Source organism: Pseudoduganella aquatica (genome assembly GCF_020865585.1).
In the GTDB taxonomy this organism is placed as follows: domain Bacteria; phylum Pseudomonadota; class Gammaproteobacteria; order Burkholderiales; family Burkholderiaceae_D; genus Rugamonas; species Rugamonas aquatica_A.
The window spans coordinates 6,411,871-6,428,857 of sequence record NZ_CP086370.1 but is presented as its reverse complement, the minus strand read 5'-3'; the positions used below and the strand labels follow the sequence as shown (position 1 = coordinate 6,428,857).

Below are 16,987 nucleotides of genomic sequence, written 5' to 3'. Positions count from 1 at the left end.
CCGGCCGCTCAGTGCAGCACCTGCGCCGGATTGTCCACGGGCACGGGGCCGGGCGCCACGGACACATGGCGCAGCACGATGCGCCAGCCTTTCGGCGTTTTGATATAAACGTTGCTGGCCACCAGGTGGGCCGGCTCGCCGGTGGCGGCGGTCACGCCCTCCACCACGGAATGAATCGAGCTCATCAGGTTGTGGGTCTCGTGCAGCACGGCCGGCATGATGTGCAGGCCGCCGTGCTCCAGGATGATGGACCACGATTCGCGGATGGCGCGGTGCCCCACCAGGCGCGGACCGCCCGGATGCACGCAGGCGATTTCCTCGTCGTCGGCCCACAGGGCCATCAGGGCGTCCACGTCGGCCCGGTTCAGCGCGTCGTAAAAGGCGGCTTCCACTTCGCTGGCGCTACCGTTCAATTGTTTTTTTGACATGGCAGACTCCGGGCCTGAATAATCAGTGATGGGCAACCACGGCGCCTGGCTTGAGGCGGTAGGCGGTGCCGCAGTACGGGCATTTGGCCACGCCGTCGTGATTGAATTCCAGGAACACGCGCGGGTGCGAGGACCACAGCGGCATGGCCGGGTTGGGGCAGTGGGCCGGCAGGTCTTTGCCGTCGAGTTCTACTGCGTTGGCGGCTGCTGGCTGGGTGGTGTTGCTCATCTTGGCGATCTCCGTGTAACGTAGGCTGAAAACACCGATTTTAACGGATTCGCGCAATTCCCAGAATCATCGGTAGAATAGCGCCTGATCTACAGTACCGGCCGCTTGCGTTCGTTTCCACAAAAACAACGCGCGCGTGGCAGGAAAACCACATGAACGAAGCCACTCCAGCCCCCGCCACTGTCGATGTTGCACGCCACGATGAAGCCTCCTGGCGCGAAGGCCTAAGGAGCGGCATCCCCACCTTGTTCGGCATCGGCGCCTGGGGCCTGGTGGTGGGCGTGGCCATGGTCAAGAGCGGTCTGACGGTGCCGCAGGCGCTGGGGATGACCTTGATGGCCTTCGCCGGCTCGGCCCAGCTGGCCTCGCTGCCGCTGATCGCGGCCGGCGCGCCGATCTGGGTGATCTTCCTGACCGCCATCGCCGTCAATCTGCGTTTCGTCATTTTCTCCGTGCTGCTGGCGCCGCATTTCGCCGGCCTGCCGTGGCGCCAGCGTTTCCTGCTCGGCTATTGTTCGGGCGACATGACGGCCGCGCTTTTCCTGCAGCGCTACCCCAGCGAAGCGCCGGTGGCCGGCAAGGTCTCCTACCTGAAAGGCCTGATGTACCCCAACTGGGCAGCCTGGCAGATCGGCTCCATCACCGGCGTGCTGCTGGGCAGCACGGTGCCGGCCGAATGGGGCCTGGGCTTTGCCGGCACGCTGGCCATTATCTGCATCATGGTGCCGCTGACGGCCAGCCGGCCCGCCGTGTGCGGCGTGATCGTGGCCGGCGCGGTGGCGGTGGCCGGCGTCGGCCTGCCGTACAAGCTGGGCCTGCTGGCAGCCGTCGTGCTGGGCATGCTGACGGCCATGGCGGCCGAGGAACTGACTGAAAAGCGGGCGCGCAACAAGGACGGCAAGCATGGCTGACTGGGAAATCTGGCTCACCATCGTGGCGCTGGCGGTGGCCACGGCGGCCACGCGCGCCTCGTTCTGGCTGATCGGCCACCATATCAATATCCCGAAACGGGTGCACGAGGTGCTGCGCTACGCGCCGGCCTGCGCGCTGGCCGCCATCGTCGCGCCCGACCTGCTGCTGGCGCCGGGCGGCCAGGTGCATATCGGCCTGGACAACCTGAAACTGGTGTCCGGCGTGGTCGCGATCGCGTTTTACCTGGTGCGCCGTAACATGCTGGAAACCATCATTTTCGGCATGGCCTTCTTCACCGCCCTGAGACTGTTGCATATTTTCTAAGGGATTCGCGTCCGGCGTTGCGGTAGAATAGCGGTCTTTCCAACCTTCGTCCTTTGGGTAGCCATGCAAGCTGTTCTGAACTTCATTCGTCTGCAAGATCTGATCGACCAACAAGCCCTGCAAGGCAAGCGCGTGTTCATCCGCGCCGACTTGAACGTGCCGCAAGACGACGCCGGCAACATCACTGAAGACACCCGCATCCGCGCCTCCGTGCCGGCCATCCGCGCCGCCGTTGCCGCTGGCGCCAAGGTCATGGTTACTTCGCACCTGGGCCGTCCCACCGAGGGCGAGTTCAAGCCGGAAGACAGCCTGGCGCCGGTCGCCAAGCGCCTGGCCGAGCTGCTGGGCCAGCCGGTGGAACTGAAACAGAACTGGGTGGACGGCGCTGGCCTGGAAGGCCTGCAGGCCGGCCAGGTGGTGCTGCTGGAAAATGTGCGCGTGAACAAGGGCGAGAAGAAGAACGCCGACGAGCTGGCGCAGAAGATGGCCGCCCTGTGCGACGTCTACGTCAATGACGCATTCGGCACCGCGCACCGCGCCGAAGCCTCCACCCACGGCATCGCCAAGTTCGCGCCGGTGGCCTGCGCCGGCCCGCTGCTGGCGGCCGAGCTGGACGCGCTGGGCAAGGCGCTGGGCGCGCCGGCCCGTCCGCTGCTGGCTATCGTGGCCGGTTCCAAAGTATCGTCCAAGCTGTCCATCCTGAAGGCCCTGTCCGAGAAAGTGGACGGCCTGATCGTCGGCGGCGGCATCGCCAACACCTTCATGAAGGCCGTGGGCCTGAACATCGGCAAGTCGCTGGTGGAGAACGACCTGGTGGACGAAGCCAAGGCCATTATCGATATCATGGCCGCGCGCGGCGCCGAAGTGCCGATTCCGGTGGACGTGGTGTGCGCCAAGGAGTTCTCGCCGACCGCCGCCCCCACCATCAAGGATGTGGCCGACGTGGCCGACGACGACATGATCCTGGATATCGGTCCCAAGACCGCCCAGCTGCTGGCGGCCAAGATCGCCGCGGCCGGCACCGTGGTGTGGAACGGCCCGGTCGGCGTGTTCGAGTTCGACCAGTTCGGCGAAGGCACCAAGACGCTGGCGCTGGCCATCGCCGGTTCCAAGGCCTATTCGATCGCCGGTGGCGGCGATACGCTGGCGGCGATTGCAAAATATGACATTACCGATAAAATTGGCTATATCTCGACCGGCGGCGGCGCTTTCCTGGAGTTCCTGGAAGGTAAAACCCTGCCGGCGGTGGAAATCCTGACGCAACGCGCGGCCGCTTGAGTTCTCGACGGCTCCTTGGCGGGTTACGGCGCGGTGCGCGCCTGACCCGCCCTACTTGCTAATTTGTTCGTAGGGCGGGTTAGCGCCGCAGGCGCGTAACCCGCCAACTCCGCAAAGGAAACTTATGTCCCGTGGTACCAAAATCGTCGCCACCATCGGCCCCGCTTCCACCGACTTCGGCATCCTGGTCAAAATGATACGGGCCGGCGTGGATGTGGTGCGCCTGAACTTCTCGCACGGCAAGGCGCAGGACCATATCGACCGCGCCGCGTTGGTGCGCCGCGCCGCCGCCGAGTGCGGCCGCGAGGTGGCGATCATGGCGGACATGCAGGGACCGAAAATCCGCATCGGCAAGTTTGAACACGGCAAGATCGAACTGGCCAACGGCGACCAGTTCATCCTGGACGCGAAGTGGGGCGAGAACGGCGAACTGGGCAACCAGGAGCGCGTGGGCCTGGACTACAAGTCGCTGCCGACCGATGTGCGCTCCGGCGACGTGCTGCTGCTGAACGACGGCCTGATCGTGCTGATCGTGGACCGCATCGCGGGCAGCGAAATCCACACCACCGTGAAAATCGGCGGCGAGCTGTCCAACAACAAGGGCATCAACCGCCAGGGCGGCGGCCTGACCGCGCCGGCCCTGACCGCCAAGGACATGGAAGACATCAAGACCGCGATGAGCTTCCAGTGCGACTACCTGGCCATCTCCTTCCCGAAAAACGCCACCGACATGGCGATGGCGCGCCAGCTGGCCAATATCGCCGGCGAGCCTTACCGCCACAAGCCCATGATGATCGCCAAGATCGAGCGCGCCGAAGCGATCCCCGCGCTGCAGGAGATCCTGGACGCGTCCGACGGCATCATGGTGGCGCGCGGCGACCTGGCCGTGGAAGTGGGCAACGCCGCCGTGCCGGCGCTGCAGAAGCGCATGATCAAGATGGCGCGCGAATCGAACAAGCTGGCCATCACCGCGACCCAGATGATGGAGTCCATGATCGTCAACGCGGTGCCGACCCGCGCCGAAGTGTCCGACGTGGCCAACGCCGTGCTGGACGGCACCGACGCCGTCATGACCTCGGCCGAAACCGCCTCCGGCAAATACCCGATCGAGACCGTGGAAATGATGGCCGCGATCTGCGTCGAGGCCGAGCAATCCGAATACAACAAACTGGACGCCGATTTCCTCAACGTCCGCTTCACCCGCATCGACCAGTCCATCGCCTACGGCGCGCTGTTCACCGCGCACCATTTGCGCGTGAAAGCCATCGTGGCGCTGACCGAGTCCGGCTCCACCGCCCTGTGGATGAGCCGCCACAGCATCGACACGCCGATTTTCGCCCTCACGCCCAGCGTGGCCACCGCCCGCAAAGCCTCGCTGTACCGCAATGTGCGCGCCTACGAACTGGCGCAGGGCGCCGACAGTTCGGTGGTGCTGAAACAGGCCGAGGACCTGCTGGTGGAATACGGCATCGTCAAGAAGGGCGACATGATCGTGGTCACCTGGGGCGAACCCATGGGCCAGGTGGGTGGCACCAATGCATTGAAGATAGTGAAGGTAGGCGAGTTTTCCTGAAGACCCGCCGGCCTCCCGTACCGATTTTTTTATTGTTTGGAGTAATACCATGTCCCTCGTATCCATGCGTCAGCTGCTGGACCATGCCGCCGAAAACGGCTATGGCATCCCCGCCTTCAACGTCAACAACCTGGAGCAGGTGCAGGCCATCATGGCCGCCGCCGATGCCCTGAACAGCCCGGTCATCATGCAAGCGTCGGCCGGCGCCCGCAAATACGCAGGCGAAGCCTTCCTGCGCCACCTGATCGACGCCGCCGTCGAAGCCTACCCGCACATCCCTGTCGTCATGCACCAGGACCACGGCCAGTCGCCGGCGGTCTGCATGGCCGCGATCCGCTCCGGCTTCACCTCGGTGATGATGGACGGCTCGCTGGAAGCGGACGGCAAATCCGTCGCGTCCTACGAGTACAACGTCGAAGTATCGAAAGAAGTGGTGAAGTTCTCGCACGCCATCGGCGTGACGGTGGAAGCCGAACTGGGCGTGCTCGGTTCGCTGGAAACCATGAAGGGCGACAAGGAAGACGGCCACGGCGCCGAAGGCACCATGACCCGCGAAATGCTGCTGACCGACGTGGCCCAGGCCGCCGACTTCGTGCAGCGCACCCAGTGCGACGCGCTGGCCATCGCCATCGGCACCTCGCACGGCGCCTACAAGTTCACCCGCAAGCCGACCGGCGACATCCTGGCGATCGACCGCATCAAGGAAATCCACGCCCGCATCCCGAACACCCACCTGGTGATGCACGGCTCCTCGTCGGTGCCGCAGGAACTGCTGGCCATCATCCGCGAATTCGGCGGCGACATGAAGGAAACCTACGGCGTGCCGGTGGAAGAGATCCAGGAAGGCATCCGTCACGGCGTGCGCAAGATCAACATCGACACCGACATCCGCCTGGCCATGACCGCCGCCGTGCGCAAGTACATGTTCGAGAACCCATCCAAGTTCGACCCGCGCGACTTCCTCAAGCCGGCCCGCGCCGCTGCGGAAGAAGTGGTGCGCGCGCGCTTCCTGGCGTTCGGCTGCGAAGGCCAGGCCGGCAAGATCAAGCCGCTGGCGCTGGACAAAATGGCCGAGCGTTACAAGGCCGGCGCCCTGGCGCAGATTGTGAAGTAAAATTCTGTCTGGAACGGGCCGAGCTTATGTCTCGGCCCGATTTTCTTGACCGGCGGGCACCCAAGGGATACTCCCCGGCGCGCCGGTTTCGCTTTATCTTTGCGTTATCTTTCCTCTCCCCCCGCTATGAACAGCCTTTACCAATCCTCCATCAAGTCCCTGCCACTGCTCGGCCACGGCAAAGTCCGCGATAACTACGCTGTCGGCGACGACAAGATCTTGATCGTCACCACCGACCGCCTGTCGGCCTTCGACGTCGTCATGAACGAACCGATCCCCGGCAAGGGCATGGTCCTGAACCAGATGAGCGACTTCTGGTTCGAGAAACTGGGCCACATCGTGCCTAACCACCTGACCGGCGTTGCGCCCGAGTCCTTGGTGGCCGCCGATGAGGTGGAGCAGGTCAAAGGCCGCGCCGTGGTGGCCAAGCGCCTCAAGCCCATCATGGTGGAAGCGGTGGTGCGCGGCTACATCATCGGTTCGGGCTGGAAGGACTACCAGGACACCGGCAGCATCTGCGGCATCCAGCTGCCGGCAGGCCTGAAGCAGGCCGAGAAACTGCCTGAGCCGCTGTTCACCCCGGCCGCCAAGGCCGACCTGGGCGAGCACGACGAGAACATCAGCTTTGCCGACATGGAAAGCCGCATCGGCGCGGAACTGGCCGCCAAGATGCGCGACGTCAGCATCGCGCTGTACAAGGCCGCGGCCGAATACGCCGCCACCAAGGGCATCATCATCGCCGACACCAAGTTCGAGTTCGGCCTGGACGAAAACGGCGTCATGCACCTGATGGACGAAGTGCTGACCGCCGACTCGTCGCGCTTCTGGCCAGCGGACTCCTACCAGCCCGGCATGTCGCCGCCGTCGTTCGACAAGCAGTTCGTGCGCGACTACCTGGAAACCCTGACCTGGGGCAAAACCGCACCGGCGCCTGCGCTGCCGGCGGACGTGATCAACAAGACCCAAGCCAAGTACTTCGAAGCCATTGAACGCCTGACCGGCGAGAAGCTGAAGGTATAAGCATGGCCGATCAGAACAAACCCCTGGTCGGCGTCATCATGGGCTCGTCTTCGGACTGGGACGTGATGCAGAACGCGGTTGCCATCCTCAAGCAGTTCAACGTGCCGTTTGAAGCGCAAGTCATTTCCGCGCACCGCATGCCCGACGAGATGTACGCCTACGCCAGGAGCGCCCGCGCGCGCGGCCTGCGCGCCATCATCGCCGGCGCCGGCGGCGCGGCCCACCTGCCTGGCATGGTGGCCGCGATGACCATCGTGCCGGTGCTGGGCGTGCCCGTGCCGTCCAAATACCTGCGCGGCGAAGACTCGCTGCTGTCCATCGTGCAGATGCCCAAGGGCGTGCCGGTGTCCACCTTCGCCATCGGCGAAGCGGGCGCCGCCAACGCCGCGCTGACGGCCGTGGCCATCATCGCCGGCACCGACGACGCTATGGCTGAACAGCTGGAAGCCTTCCGCGCCACGCAAACCGCAGCCGCCAAGGCCATGACTTTACCGCTTGAAAATGAGTAAATCTTCACCGCAGCAATTTACGCCCTTCCTGCCCAGCGCCAATCCGCAAGCCTGGCTGGGCGTGATGGGCGGCGGCCAGCTGGGCCGCATGTTCGCGCAAGCCGCGCAAAGCATGGGCTACCAGGTGGCCGTGCTGGAGCCGTCCGACGATTGCCCGGCAGGGCAGGTCGCACAGCGTCTCATCAACGCCGGCTACAGCGACGGCCAGGGCCTGGATGTGCTGGCGGCGCAGTGCTTCGCCGTCACCACCGAGTTTGAGAACGTGCCCGCCGACAGCCTGTCCCGGCTGTCGCAGCACGTGTTCGTGGCGCCGGACGCGCATGGCGTGTCGGTGGCGCAGGACCGCATCGCCGAGAAAAGCTTTTTTGTCGGCTGCGCCGCCAAGTCCGGCGTGCAGCCCGCGCCGCACAAGGTGATCGCCTCGCAAGCGGATATCGACGCCATCGGCGACGAGCTGCTGCCCGGCATCCTGAAAACCGTGCGCATGGGCTACGACGGCAAGGGCCAGGTGCGCGTGCGCTCCCGCGAGGACGTGCGCGCCGCCTTCGACAGCATGGGCCAGGTGGCCTGTCTGCTGGAGAAGATGCTGCCGCTGGCCTATGAGGTGTCGGTGCTGACCGCGCGCGGCGCGGACGGCCAGTCGGTGGTCTACCCGATCGCCGAGAACGTGCACCGCGACGGCATCCTGTTCACCACCACCGTGCCCGGCCCCAATGTGTCGGACGACTGCGCGAAGAAGGCGCAGGCGGCGGCGCAGGCCATCGTGGCCGAGCTGGGCTATGTGGGCGTGCTGTGCATCGAGTTCTTCGTGCTGGAAGACGGTTCGCTGGTGGTCAATGAAATGGCGCCGCGTCCGCACAACAGCGGGCACTACACCATGGACGCCTGCGTCACCAGCCAGTTCGCGCAGCAGGTGCGCGCCATGGCGCGCCTGCCGCTGGGCGACGTGCGCCAGCATTCGCCTGCCGTCATGCTCAACATCCTGGGCGACGTGTGGTTCAGCGACGAGACCGACGCCACGCGCGAACCGGCCTGGGACCAGGTGCTGGCGCTGCCGGGCGCCAATCTGCACCTGTACGGCAAGGACGACCCGCGCCGCGCGCGCAAGATGGGCCACCTGACCTTCGTCGCGCCCACGCTGGCGGAAGCGCAGCAGCAGCTGAACGCCGCCTGCGCCATCCTGGGCATCGCGCCGTGAGCGGCAGCATGGACGCCGTTCCCGGCCAGGCCGCCATCCGCGCGGCCGCCGTGCTGCTGGAGGCGGGCAAGCTGGTGGCTTTCCCCACCGAGACCGTGTACGGCCTGGGGGCGGACGCCGAAAACCCGCAGGCCGTGGCGGCCATCTACGCCGCCAAGGGCCGGCCGCAGGACCATCCCGTCATCGTGCATATCGCACCGGGCGCCGACATCGGCTACTGGTGCAGCGACATCCCGGCCGAAGCCTACAAGCTGGCCGAGGCCTTCTGGCCCGGCCCGCTGACCATGATACTCAAGCGCAACGCCCACATTCCCGACGCCGTCTCCGGCGGCCAGGACACGGTGGGCATGCGCTGCCCGTCGCACCCGGTTGCCATCGCCTTGCTGAGCGCCTTCAAGGGCGGCAAGGGCGGGGTGGCGGCGCCGTCGGCCAACAAGTTCGGAAACGTCAGCCCGACCACCGCGCAGCACGTGCGCGACGAGTTCGGCGCCATGGTGCTGGACGAGGCGGAAGCGGCCGAAGCCGCCGCCCACGCCTATGCCGCCGCCATCACCGCGCGCATGGCTGATCCGGCCGAGGCCGAGACTGGCGCCGCTGGCGCAGGCTCCGCTCAGGCTGCCGCCGCGTTGCGCCTGGCCGTGCTCGACGGCGGTTCCAGCCAGGTCGGCATCGAATCGACCATCCTCGACCTGTCGCGCCTGGCCACGCACGGCCCGGTGCTGCTGCGCCCCGGCCACATCGGCGCGCAGGACATTGCCGACGTCATCGGCGCCATGCCCAACCTGCCGGACCAGACCGCCCCGCGCGCCTCCGGCACGCTGGAATCGCACTACGCGCCCAAAGCCCCGGTCGCCCTGTGCGACGGCGCCGCGCTGGCGGACACGCTGGCCAGGCTGGCCGCCAAGGGCCGCAAAGCCGCCGTCATCCACTACTCGGCCTTGCCCCAGGCCAAGGCGGGAGCGCACCAGCACATGCCGTCCGACGCCGCCGGCTACGCCTTCGGCCTGTACGCCGCGCTGCGCGCGATGGACCAGACCGGCGCCGAACTCATCCTCGTGGAAACCCCGCCACAGCACGACGCGTGGCTTGGCGTCAACGATCGATTACGGCGCGCAGCATTCGGTTCTTCTGGTATTGTTGAGACGTTCCTGCAATCCTGACGGAACCACGCCGGAGCTGCTCCGGCGCGCATAAGGGGTAGAGGAGGTCGCCATGACCCGAACCTTGTATGCCTGGCTGACGCTGGCGTTCGCGCTGGCCTCGGCCTTGACTTTAACCCCGGCCTTGGCCTTGGCCGAGCCCGGCTTGCCCCCGCGCGGCGCGCTGCTCGCTGGCCCCACCCCCGTCCCCATCGACATCATCAGCGAAGTGGTCGACAAGCTCGAACCAGCGCTGCTGCGCAGCCTGCTGAAACGGCGCGACGGCCTGCTGGCCGTCACCGGCGAGCCGCGCTGCGCCATCGCCATCCACAGCCTGCGCTACCAGACCGTGGGCGGGCAGGGCGAGCCGGCCGACGCCGGCGCCGTCATCATGCTCCCCTCCGGCCCCGGCGCGCAATGCAGCGGCCCCCGACCGGTGCTGCTGTACGCCCACGGCACCGTGCTCGACAAAACCTTCAGCATGGCCCGCCTGAACGGCGAAGCGCGCCTGATCGCCTCCATGTTCGCCGCCCAGGGCTACATCGTGGTGGCGCCCGACTACGCGGGCTACGGCAGTTCCAGCCTGCCCTACCACCCCTACCTGAACGCCGACCAGCAAGCCAGCGACATGGTGGACGCGCTGCGCGCCGCGCGCATCGCCTACGCCATGCTGGGCGCGCAGGCCGCGCCGCAGCTCTTCCTCACCGGCTACTCGCAGGGCGGCTTCGTGGCGCTGGCCACGCAGCGCGCCATCCAGCAGCAGCACAGCGGCGAATTCAGCGTGACCGCCACGGCCGCGCTGTCCGGCCCCTACGCGCTGGCCCACATGGCCGACGACATCTTCAGCGGCCGCCCCAACACCGGCGTCACCTCCTATCTGCCCCTGCTCACCACTTCCGGCCAGCGCGCCGGCGCCGCCCTGTACAGCGCGCCGGAAGACCTGTACGAAGCGCGCTACGCCAGCGGCATAGAAAGCCTGCTGCCCAACAAGGTGCGGCTGGACGATCTGGTCAGCAAAGGCAAGCTGCCCAAGGGCGCGCTGTTCGCGCGCGACTCGCAGCCGCAGGCGGCCGACGCCTCCGCCTTCTTTGCCGACCGCAACCTGGTGCGCACCAGCTACCGCAACGCCTACCTGCAGGACATGGCCAGCAACCCCTGCGAGCTGGACCCGGCCCAGCCGCTGGCGTGCGCGCCGCAGCACACGCTGCGCAAATGGATGCGCAAGAACGACCTGCGCAACTACACGCCCACGTCGCCGCTGATGCTGTGCGGCGGCGCGCAGGATCCGGTGGTGCCGTTCTCCAACGCCACCGCCACCTATGCCTACTTCAAGGCCCACGGCGCAGCGCCGGTGCTGGTCGACCTGGAAAGCCCGCAGCCGGACGACGCGTATTTGCCGTTCAAGCAAGCTTTCGCGCACGAACGCGACACGATGCGGGCCGATGCTGTCAAAAAGGGTAGCGATGCTGTCAAGGCAGTGTCCGATCGCTACCACAGCCGGCTCGCTGCGCAGTACTGCCTGATGGCCGCCCGCAGCTTTTTCCAGTCTTCAATACCCTGAACCTGCTATGCTGATTTGACGGCGGAATCAGCGGAGTTCAGATGTTTTACCAGAAAGTTATCATCTCTTTAGTACTGGCGGTTCTGGCCGCCGGTTGCGGCGGCGGCAGCGCCGGCAATGGCGGCGTAACGGCGCCCGGCAGCACCAGTCCGGTGGTGATCGCACCCCCGCCGGCGCCTTCGCTGCGGGGCAACCAGGTGGGCGGCCCGGCCGCCGTCGCCGCCTACGAGCCGCAAGCCCTCAAGCAATTGCTCGACAGCGCGCAAAGCGGCACCAGCGGCATCACCAGTACGCCCGTGTGCGCCGTCGGCGTGCACACCGTGCGCTATCACACCATAGGCTCGGCCGGCGAAGACACCGAAGCCAGCACCGCCGTCATGCTGCCCTCCGGCGCCGACCCGGCGTGCAGCGGCCCGCGCCCGGTGCTGCTGTACGCGCACGGCACCTCGCCGCTGAAGTCCTACGATATGAGCAAGCTCGACGGCACTGAAGCGCGCCTGATCGCCGCCATCTTCGCAGCCCAGGGCTTTATCGTGGTCGCGCCCAACTACGCGGGCTATGCCGGCTCCACGCTGGCCTACCACGCCTACCTGGACGGCGAGCAGCAGTCGGCCGACATGGTGGACGGCCTGCGCGCCGCGCGCGCCGTGTTCAGCCAGCTTGGCGCCAGCGCCTCGGCCAAGCTCTACGTCACCGGCTATTCGCAGGGCGGCTACGTGGCGCTGGCCACCCAGCGCGCCATGCAGACCCGCCACGCCGCCGAATTCAGCGTGACGGCGGCGGCCGGCCTGTCCGGTCCCTACGCGCTGCTCAAATTCGGCGACGCCATCTTCGGCGGCGCGCCCACCCTGGGCGCCACCGCCTTCGTGCCCATGCTGGTCAACGCCGGCCAGCACGCCGGCGCGGCGCTGTACGCCAGTCCCGCCGACATCTACGAAACGCGCTACGCCGGCGGCATCGAAAACCTGCTGCCGGGCACGGTTGGGCTGGGCGAACTGGCCAGCCTGGGCAAGCTGCCCGCCAGCGCGCTGTTCGCCTGGAACTCGGTTCCGCAGGCGGCCGGCAGCAAGGAATTCTTCAACGACGGCAACCTGATACGCACCAGCTACCGCGACGGCTACACCGCCGACATGCAGTTGCGTCCCTGCGACGTGGCCGGCAGCGATCCGCTGGCCTGCACGCCGGCGCATGCGCTGCGGCTGTGGCTGAAAAAAAACGATCTGCGCAGCTACGCCCCGGCCGCGCCGCTACTGTTGTGTGGCGGCGACGCCGATCCGCTGGTTCCCTACTACAACACCAACGCGGCGGCCGACTATTTCCGCGCCAAAAATCCGGGCGGCACGCTGCACGTGGTTAACGTCGATTCCACGCCCTCGCTGTTCGGCGACGACTACTCCCAGCCCAAACTGGGCTTCCTCGCCGCCAAGACCGCAGTGCGGGCCAATGCCGCCATCAGCGGCGGCTCCGGCGACGCCGCCGTGCGCGACGCCTACCATGCCGGACTGGTGGCGCCGTTCTGCCTGCGCGCCGCGCGCGACTTCTTCCGTGCCCGCTAAAAATGCCTGAAAATAGCGTTTTGCTGCATTGGGCGAAACTGCCTAATTTACAAAATTGCGCTATACATCCTCTGCTGAGGCTGGCATATTAGTCGGGTAGCGAATAGCACGCCCGTGCGTTTAAAACAAGAACATTATTTTTCAGGAGACACAATGCGTCACACCAAACTCGCCCTGGCAGTTATGGCCTCGGCAATCCTGGCCGCCTGCGGCAGCGGCAGCCCAGCCGGCGGCGATCAAACCCTCAAAGTCAAATTCGCATCCCAGGTATCGTTCGGCGACAGCCTGTCCGACGTGGGCAGCTACAACGTCGGCACCGTGCAAGCACTGGGCGGCGGCAAGTTCACCATCAACGGCAACAACACGGCGGCCAACCCTGCGCTGACCGGCAAGATCTGGATCGAACTGCTGGCCGCGCAATTCGGCCTGCCGGCGCCTTGCGCGGCACAGACCGGCCTGGACGGCAACGCCGCCAAGGGCTTCAGCGTGCCTGTCGTGAACCGTGCCGGCTGCTACGCCTATGGCCAAGGCGGCGCGCGCGTCACCAACCCTATCGGCGAAGGCAACAAAGCCGCCGGCAGCGAACTGGGCGCGCTGACCGTGCCGGTCGTCACCCAGGTCAAGAACCACCTGGCTGCCGTAGGCGGCAAGTTCAAGGGCGACGAGATCATCTTCATGTGGGGCGGCAATAACGACCTGCTGGTCAACCTGGGCGCGCTGTCCGCAGCGGCCACCGCCGCCGGCAACGCCGCCGGCAACACCGCCTTCGGCACCAGCCTGGTCGGCCAGCTGGCCGCCGGCGCCACCAATCCGCAGACCGCCGCCGCCTCCATCGGCCTGGCCCTGGCGACCGAGAGCGCACGTCCCGGCCACACCGACACCTCGGTGGTGACCGCCGCCGTGACTGCCGCCGTACTGGCCGGCAACAAGAGCGCTGCCGTACCGGCCACCCAGGCCGCCATCGTCGACAAAGCCAAGGCTGACGGCGCCGCCGCCGGCGCCAAGGCCGGCGCCGACTACGCCGCCGCCAACGGTCCTGCGCTGGTGCCGCAAATGGTCACCGCCGCCAAGGACGTGGTTGCGCTGGTGAAGAACCAGCTGCTGGCCAATGGCGCGAAATACGTGGTGGTCAACAATATTCCCGACATCGCCAACACGCCGTCCGGCCTGGCGCAGTCCGAATCGACGCGCGCGCTGATCAACGCCATGGTGAAAGCCTTCAACGACGTCATTGCCACCGACCTGGCCGGCATGGACACCGTGCTGCTGATCGACGCCTTCTCGGAGAACCACAACCAGGCCACCAACCCTGCGCCGTACGGCCTGACCAATGTCAAGGAAACCGCCTGCGACCTGACCAAGAACCCGCTGGGCAGCTCGCTGGCATGCAACGCCACCAACATCAAAGCTGGCGACGTCAGCCACTACGCCTACGCCGACAACGTCCATCCGACGCCGTTCCTGCACCAGCTGCTGGCACGCTTCGTGGCCGAAAAGATGGTTGTAAAAGGCTGGCTGTAATCACTGCATTCCTGGAGACATAACAAGATGAAAATTCGTATCAATACCGCAGTGAAAGCGCTGGCCCTGGCCGCCGCCATGGGCGCCGCATCGGGCGCGTCGGCGCAGGCAGCAGGCGAGTGGGTTGTGAAGGCCGGCCTGAACAAGATCACCCCCAAGGTCAAGAGCGGCAACGTGAGCGCCCCGGCGCTGCCGGAAAGCCGTGCCGACATCGGCGCCGACACCCAGCCGGTGTTCACCATCGGCCGCATGTTGACCGACAACTTCTCGGTCGAGCTGGACCTGGGCGTGCCGTACAAGCACAAGATCTACGGTTCGGGTTCGCTGGAAGGCACCGGCCAGCTGGCCACGTCGGAAGTGCTGCCGCCGACCGCCTTCCTGCAATACCACCTGTTCGAGCCGACCGCCAAGTTCCGTCCTTACGCCGGCCTGGGCGTGACCTACGCCTACTTCCGCAGCGAAACCGGTTCCGGCCAGCTGACCGCGCTGCTGAACCCGGGCGGCCCGCCGTCGACGTTCTCGATGAAAAACAAATGGGCCGCCAGCGCCCAGCTGGGCGTGTCGATGGCCATCAACGAAAAATGGTTCGCCGACATCAACGTGGTCAAGACCAAGCTGAAGACCTCGGCGCGCTACTCCACCGGCCAGACCATGGACGCCGCGCTGGACCCGCTGGCCGTCGGCGTCACGGTGGGCTACCACTTCTCCGGCTTCTAAGCGCGTAAAAAAACCGCCGTCAAGGCGGCGGTTTCTCTGCTCCAAAAAGGGGTCAGGGTTAATTAATTTAGCAACTAAATTAATTAACCCTGACCCCTTTTTTTGTTATTGGAAAGCCTGGATGCCGGTTTGGGCGCGGCCGAGGATGAGGGCGTGGATGTCGTGCGTGCCTTCGTAGGTGTTCACCACTTCCAGGTTGACCATGTGGCGGATGACGCCGAATTCGTCGGAGATGCCGTTGCCGCCGAGCATGTCACGCGCGACGCGGGCGATGTCCAGCGATTTGCCGCAGGAGTTGCGCTTCATCATGGAGGTGATCTCCACCGCCGCCGTGCCGGCGTCCTTCATGCGGCCCAGCTGCAAGCAGCCTTGCAGGCCCAGCGTGATCTCGGTCTGCATGTCGGCCAGCTTTTTCTGCACCAGCTGGTTGGCGGCCAGCGGACGGCCGAACTGCTGGCGGTCCATGGTGTACTGGCGCGCGGTGTGCCAGCACGCTTCGGCCGCGCCCAGCGCGCCCCAGGCGATGCCGTAGCGCGCCGAGTTCAGGCAGGTGAACGGGCCTTTCAGGCCGCGCACGTCCGGGAAGGCGTTTTCTTCCGGGCAGAACACATTGTCCATCACGATTTCGCCGGTGACCGAGGCGCGCAGGCCGAATTTGCCGTGGATGGCGGGCGCGCTCAGGCCGGCCATGCCTTTTTCCAGCACAAAGCCGCGGATCGCGCCTTCGTCGTCCTTGGCCCACACCACGAACACGTCCGCCACCGGCGAGTTGGTGATCCACATCTTGGCGCCGGACAGGGCGTAGCCGCCCGGTACTTTCTTGGCGCGGGTGATCATGGAGCCGGGGTCGGAGCCGTGGTTGGGCTCGGTCAGGCCGAAGCAGCCTATCCATTCGCCGGTGGCCAGCTTGGGCAGGTATTTCTGCTTCTGCGCCTCGGTGCCGAATTCGAAGATGGGCACCATCACCAGCGACGATTGCACGCTCATCATGGAGCGGTAGCCGGAGTCCACGCGCTCGACTTCGCGCGCGATCAGGCCGTAGCTGACGTAGTTCAGGCCGGGGCCGCCGTACTGGTCGGGGATGGTGGGGCCTAGCAGGCCCAGTTCGCCCATTTCGCGGAAGATGGAGGTGTCCATGCGCTCGTGGCGGAACGCTTCCAGGATGCGCGGGGCCAGCTTGTCCTGGCAGTAGGCGGCGGCGGCGTCGCGCACCATGCGTTCTTCGCTGGTCAGCTGGTCGTTCAGCAGCAGGGGATCGTCCCAGTGGAATTGCGCGCGGGCTTGGCTCATGGTGTGTCCTGGTCTCGGGTTATGTGAATGATCCCAGCATTCTAAGACGCCCGCCCGCGCCCGGCTTTTCAAATGGCGACACCAATTTCCGTTTTTTAGCCCAGGCTGCGGAAGCCGCCGCCGTGGAACACCAGCGGCGCCTGCGGCGAGAATTCGCAGTGCTCCACTTCGCCCACGAAGATCACGTGGTCGCCTTCCGGGTAGCGGCTGCGGTTGTGGCATTCGAACCAGGCCACGGCGCCCTTCAGGATGGGCTGGCCGGTGCGCGACAGCTCGTACTCGGCGCTGGCCCACGGGTCCTCGCCGCGGCTGGAGAACAGCTTGGCCAGGTGGGCCTGGCCGGCGTTGAGCACATTGATCACGTAGTGCGAGTTGCCGGTGAAGATGGGCAGGCTGTTGGCGCCGTTGGCCAGGCTCCACAGCACCAGCGGCGGGTCGAGCGAGACGGAATTGAAGGAGCTGGCGGTCAGGCCGCGGAAGCTGCCGTCGGCCAGGCGGGTGGTGATGACGGTGACGCCGGTGGCGAACTGGGACAACGCCTGGCGGAAATGCGGCGTATCGAATTCACGCGAGTCGGCGCGGGGGGAGCTAATATTCATTGGAAACCTGTAATTTCCA

17 protein-coding genes are annotated in these 16,987 nt (G+C 66.1%); 13 read left to right on the top strand and 4 right to left on the bottom strand.

The genetic code is table 11. From position 1 onward, the window contains the following. Positions 1-8: 8 nt before the first annotated feature. Positions 9-428 (bottom strand): YybH family protein, encoded by a 420-nt coding sequence (locus tag KT882_RS28665; protein ID WP_161070834.1) that lies wholly within the window; start codon positions 426-428, stop codon positions 9-11. A gap of 22 nt (positions 429-450) precedes the next feature. After that, positions 451-657, bottom strand: coding sequence for a zinc-finger domain-containing protein (locus KT882_RS28660; protein WP_161070833.1), 207 nt, complete (start codon positions 655-657; stop codon positions 451-453). A 152-nt stretch (positions 658-809) separates the two neighbouring features. On the opposite strand from KT882_RS28660, the gene KT882_RS28655 reads away from it, so the two are divergent. From KT882_RS28655 to KT882_RS28595, 13 genes are all read left to right on the top strand, one after another. Further along, complete coding sequence (locus KT882_RS28655) at positions 810-1,568, top strand: AzlC family ABC transporter permease (RefSeq protein WP_228893903.1); 759 nt, start codon at positions 810-812, stop codon at positions 1,566-1,568. Beyond that, on the top strand, positions 1,561-1,893 hold the full coding sequence (locus KT882_RS28650) for an AzlD domain-containing protein (RefSeq protein WP_161070831.1): 333 nt from the start codon (positions 1,561-1,563) through the stop codon (positions 1,891-1,893). The genes KT882_RS28655 and KT882_RS28650 overlap by 8 nt, the downstream gene beginning before the upstream one ends. Positions 1,894-1,956: 63 nt before the next feature. Then, complete coding sequence (locus KT882_RS28645) at positions 1,957-3,171, top strand: phosphoglycerate kinase (protein ID WP_321170307.1); 1,215 nt, start codon at positions 1,957-1,959, stop codon at positions 3,169-3,171. A 124-nt stretch (positions 3,172-3,295) separates the two neighbouring features. Beyond that, entirely contained in the window at positions 3,296-4,744 is a 1,449-nt protein-coding gene (gene pyk, locus KT882_RS28640; RefSeq protein ID WP_161070829.1) for a pyruvate kinase, read from the top strand. A 49-nt stretch (positions 4,745-4,793) separates the two neighbouring features. After that, the gene (gene fba, locus KT882_RS28635) at positions 4,794-5,858 is read left to right on the top strand and encodes a class II fructose-bisphosphate aldolase (RefSeq protein ID WP_161070828.1); all 1,065 of its coding nucleotides are present in this window, start codon (positions 4,794-4,796) and stop codon (positions 5,856-5,858) included. A 126-nt stretch (positions 5,859-5,984) separates the two neighbouring features. After that, complete coding sequence (locus KT882_RS28630) at positions 5,985-6,878, top strand: phosphoribosylaminoimidazolesuccinocarboxamide synthase (RefSeq protein WP_228893902.1); 894 nt, start codon at positions 5,985-5,987, stop codon at positions 6,876-6,878. Between the two features lie 2 nt (positions 6,879-6,880). Further along, on the top strand, positions 6,881-7,387 hold the full coding sequence (gene purE / locus KT882_RS28625; protein WP_161070826.1) for a 5-(carboxyamino)imidazole ribonucleotide mutase: 507 nt from the start codon (positions 6,881-6,883) through the stop codon (positions 7,385-7,387). Beyond that, positions 7,380-8,585 carry a 5-(carboxyamino)imidazole ribonucleotide synthase gene (locus KT882_RS28620; RefSeq protein ID WP_228893901.1) on the top strand — a complete coding sequence of 402 codons (1,206 nt, stop codon included), beginning with the start codon at positions 7,380-7,382 and terminating at the stop codon, positions 8,583-8,585. Before purE ends, KT882_RS28620 begins: the two co-directional genes overlap by 8 nt. A gap of 8 nt (positions 8,586-8,593) precedes the next feature. Then, positions 8,594-9,745, top strand: a complete 1,152-nt coding sequence (locus KT882_RS28615) for an L-threonylcarbamoyladenylate synthase (RefSeq protein WP_161070824.1) — start codon at positions 8,594-8,596, stop codon at positions 9,743-9,745. Between the two features lie 52 nt (positions 9,746-9,797). Then, positions 9,798-11,285, top strand: coding sequence for an alpha/beta hydrolase family protein (locus KT882_RS28610; protein WP_161070823.1), 1,488 nt, complete (start codon positions 9,798-9,800; stop codon positions 11,283-11,285). A gap of 41 nt (positions 11,286-11,326) precedes the next feature. Then, the gene (locus tag KT882_RS28605; RefSeq protein ID WP_228893900.1) at positions 11,327-12,841 is read left to right on the top strand and encodes an alpha/beta hydrolase family protein; all 1,515 of its coding nucleotides are present in this window, start codon (positions 11,327-11,329) and stop codon (positions 12,839-12,841) included. Positions 12,842-12,994: 153 nt separating this feature from the next. Continuing rightward, positions 12,995-14,362 carry an SGNH/GDSL hydrolase family protein gene (locus KT882_RS28600; RefSeq protein ID WP_161070821.1) on the top strand — a complete coding sequence of 456 codons (1,368 nt, stop codon included), beginning with the start codon at positions 12,995-12,997 and terminating at the stop codon, positions 14,360-14,362. Positions 14,363-14,389: 27 nt separating this feature from the next. Continuing rightward, on the top strand, positions 14,390-15,079 hold the full coding sequence (locus tag KT882_RS28595; RefSeq protein WP_187358601.1) for an OmpW/AlkL family protein: 690 nt from the start codon (positions 14,390-14,392) through the stop codon (positions 15,077-15,079). A gap of 105 nt (positions 15,080-15,184) precedes the next feature. Here the strand turns inward: KT882_RS28595 and KT882_RS28590 are convergent, their stop codons facing one another. Further along, on the bottom strand, positions 15,185-16,369 hold the full coding sequence (locus KT882_RS28590; protein WP_161070820.1) for an acyl-CoA dehydrogenase: 1,185 nt from the start codon (positions 16,367-16,369) through the stop codon (positions 15,185-15,187). Between the two features lie 95 nt (positions 16,370-16,464). After that, positions 16,465-16,968 carry a flavin reductase family protein gene (locus KT882_RS28585; RefSeq protein ID WP_161070819.1) on the bottom strand — a complete coding sequence of 168 codons (504 nt, stop codon included), beginning with the start codon at positions 16,966-16,968 and terminating at the stop codon, positions 16,465-16,467. Between the last annotated feature and the right edge of the window lie 19 nt (positions 16,969-16,987).

Coding starts and splice junctions, on each gene's coding strand:
- KT882_RS28620 (WP_228893901.1), top strand. CDS start 7,380: ATGAGTAAATCTTCACCGCAGCAATTTACGCCCTTCCTGCCCAGCGCC.
- KT882_RS28650 (WP_161070831.1), top strand. CDS start 1,561: ATGGCTGACTGGGAAATCTGGCTCACCATCGTGGCGCTGGCGGTGGCC.
- fba (WP_161070828.1), top strand. CDS start 4,794: ATGTCCCTCGTATCCATGCGTCAGCTGCTGGACCATGCCGCCGAAAAC.
- KT882_RS28645 (WP_321170307.1), top strand. CDS start 1,957: ATGCAAGCTGTTCTGAACTTCATTCGTCTGCAAGATCTGATCGACCAA.
- KT882_RS28615 (WP_161070824.1), top strand. CDS start 8,594: ATGGACGCCGTTCCCGGCCAGGCCGCCATCCGCGCGGCCGCCGTGCTG.
- KT882_RS28600 (WP_161070821.1), top strand. CDS start 12,995: ATGCGTCACACCAAACTCGCCCTGGCAGTTATGGCCTCGGCAATCCTG.
- KT882_RS28585 (WP_161070819.1), bottom strand. CDS start 16,968: ATGAATATTAGCTCCCCCCGCGCCGACTCGCGTGAATTCGATACGCCG.
- purE (WP_161070826.1), top strand. CDS start 6,881: ATGGCCGATCAGAACAAACCCCTGGTCGGCGTCATCATGGGCTCGTCT.
- KT882_RS28660 (WP_161070833.1), bottom strand. CDS start 657: ATGAGCAACACCACCCAGCCAGCAGCCGCCAACGCAGTAGAACTCGAC.
- KT882_RS28655 (WP_228893903.1), top strand. CDS start 810: ATGAACGAAGCCACTCCAGCCCCCGCCACTGTCGATGTTGCACGCCAC.
- KT882_RS28605 (WP_228893900.1), top strand. CDS start 11,327: ATGTTTTACCAGAAAGTTATCATCTCTTTAGTACTGGCGGTTCTGGCC.
- KT882_RS28610 (WP_161070823.1), top strand. CDS start 9,798: ATGACCCGAACCTTGTATGCCTGGCTGACGCTGGCGTTCGCGCTGGCC.
- KT882_RS28590 (WP_161070820.1), bottom strand. CDS start 16,369: ATGAGCCAAGCCCGCGCGCAATTCCACTGGGACGATCCCCTGCTGCTG.
- KT882_RS28665 (WP_161070834.1), bottom strand. CDS start 428: ATGTCAAAAAAACAATTGAACGGTAGCGCCAGCGAAGTGGAAGCCGCC.
- pyk (WP_161070829.1), top strand. CDS start 3,296: ATGTCCCGTGGTACCAAAATCGTCGCCACCATCGGCCCCGCTTCCACC.
- KT882_RS28630 (WP_228893902.1), top strand. CDS start 5,985: ATGAACAGCCTTTACCAATCCTCCATCAAGTCCCTGCCACTGCTCGGC.
- KT882_RS28595 (WP_187358601.1), top strand. CDS start 14,390: ATGAAAATTCGTATCAATACCGCAGTGAAAGCGCTGGCCCTGGCCGCC.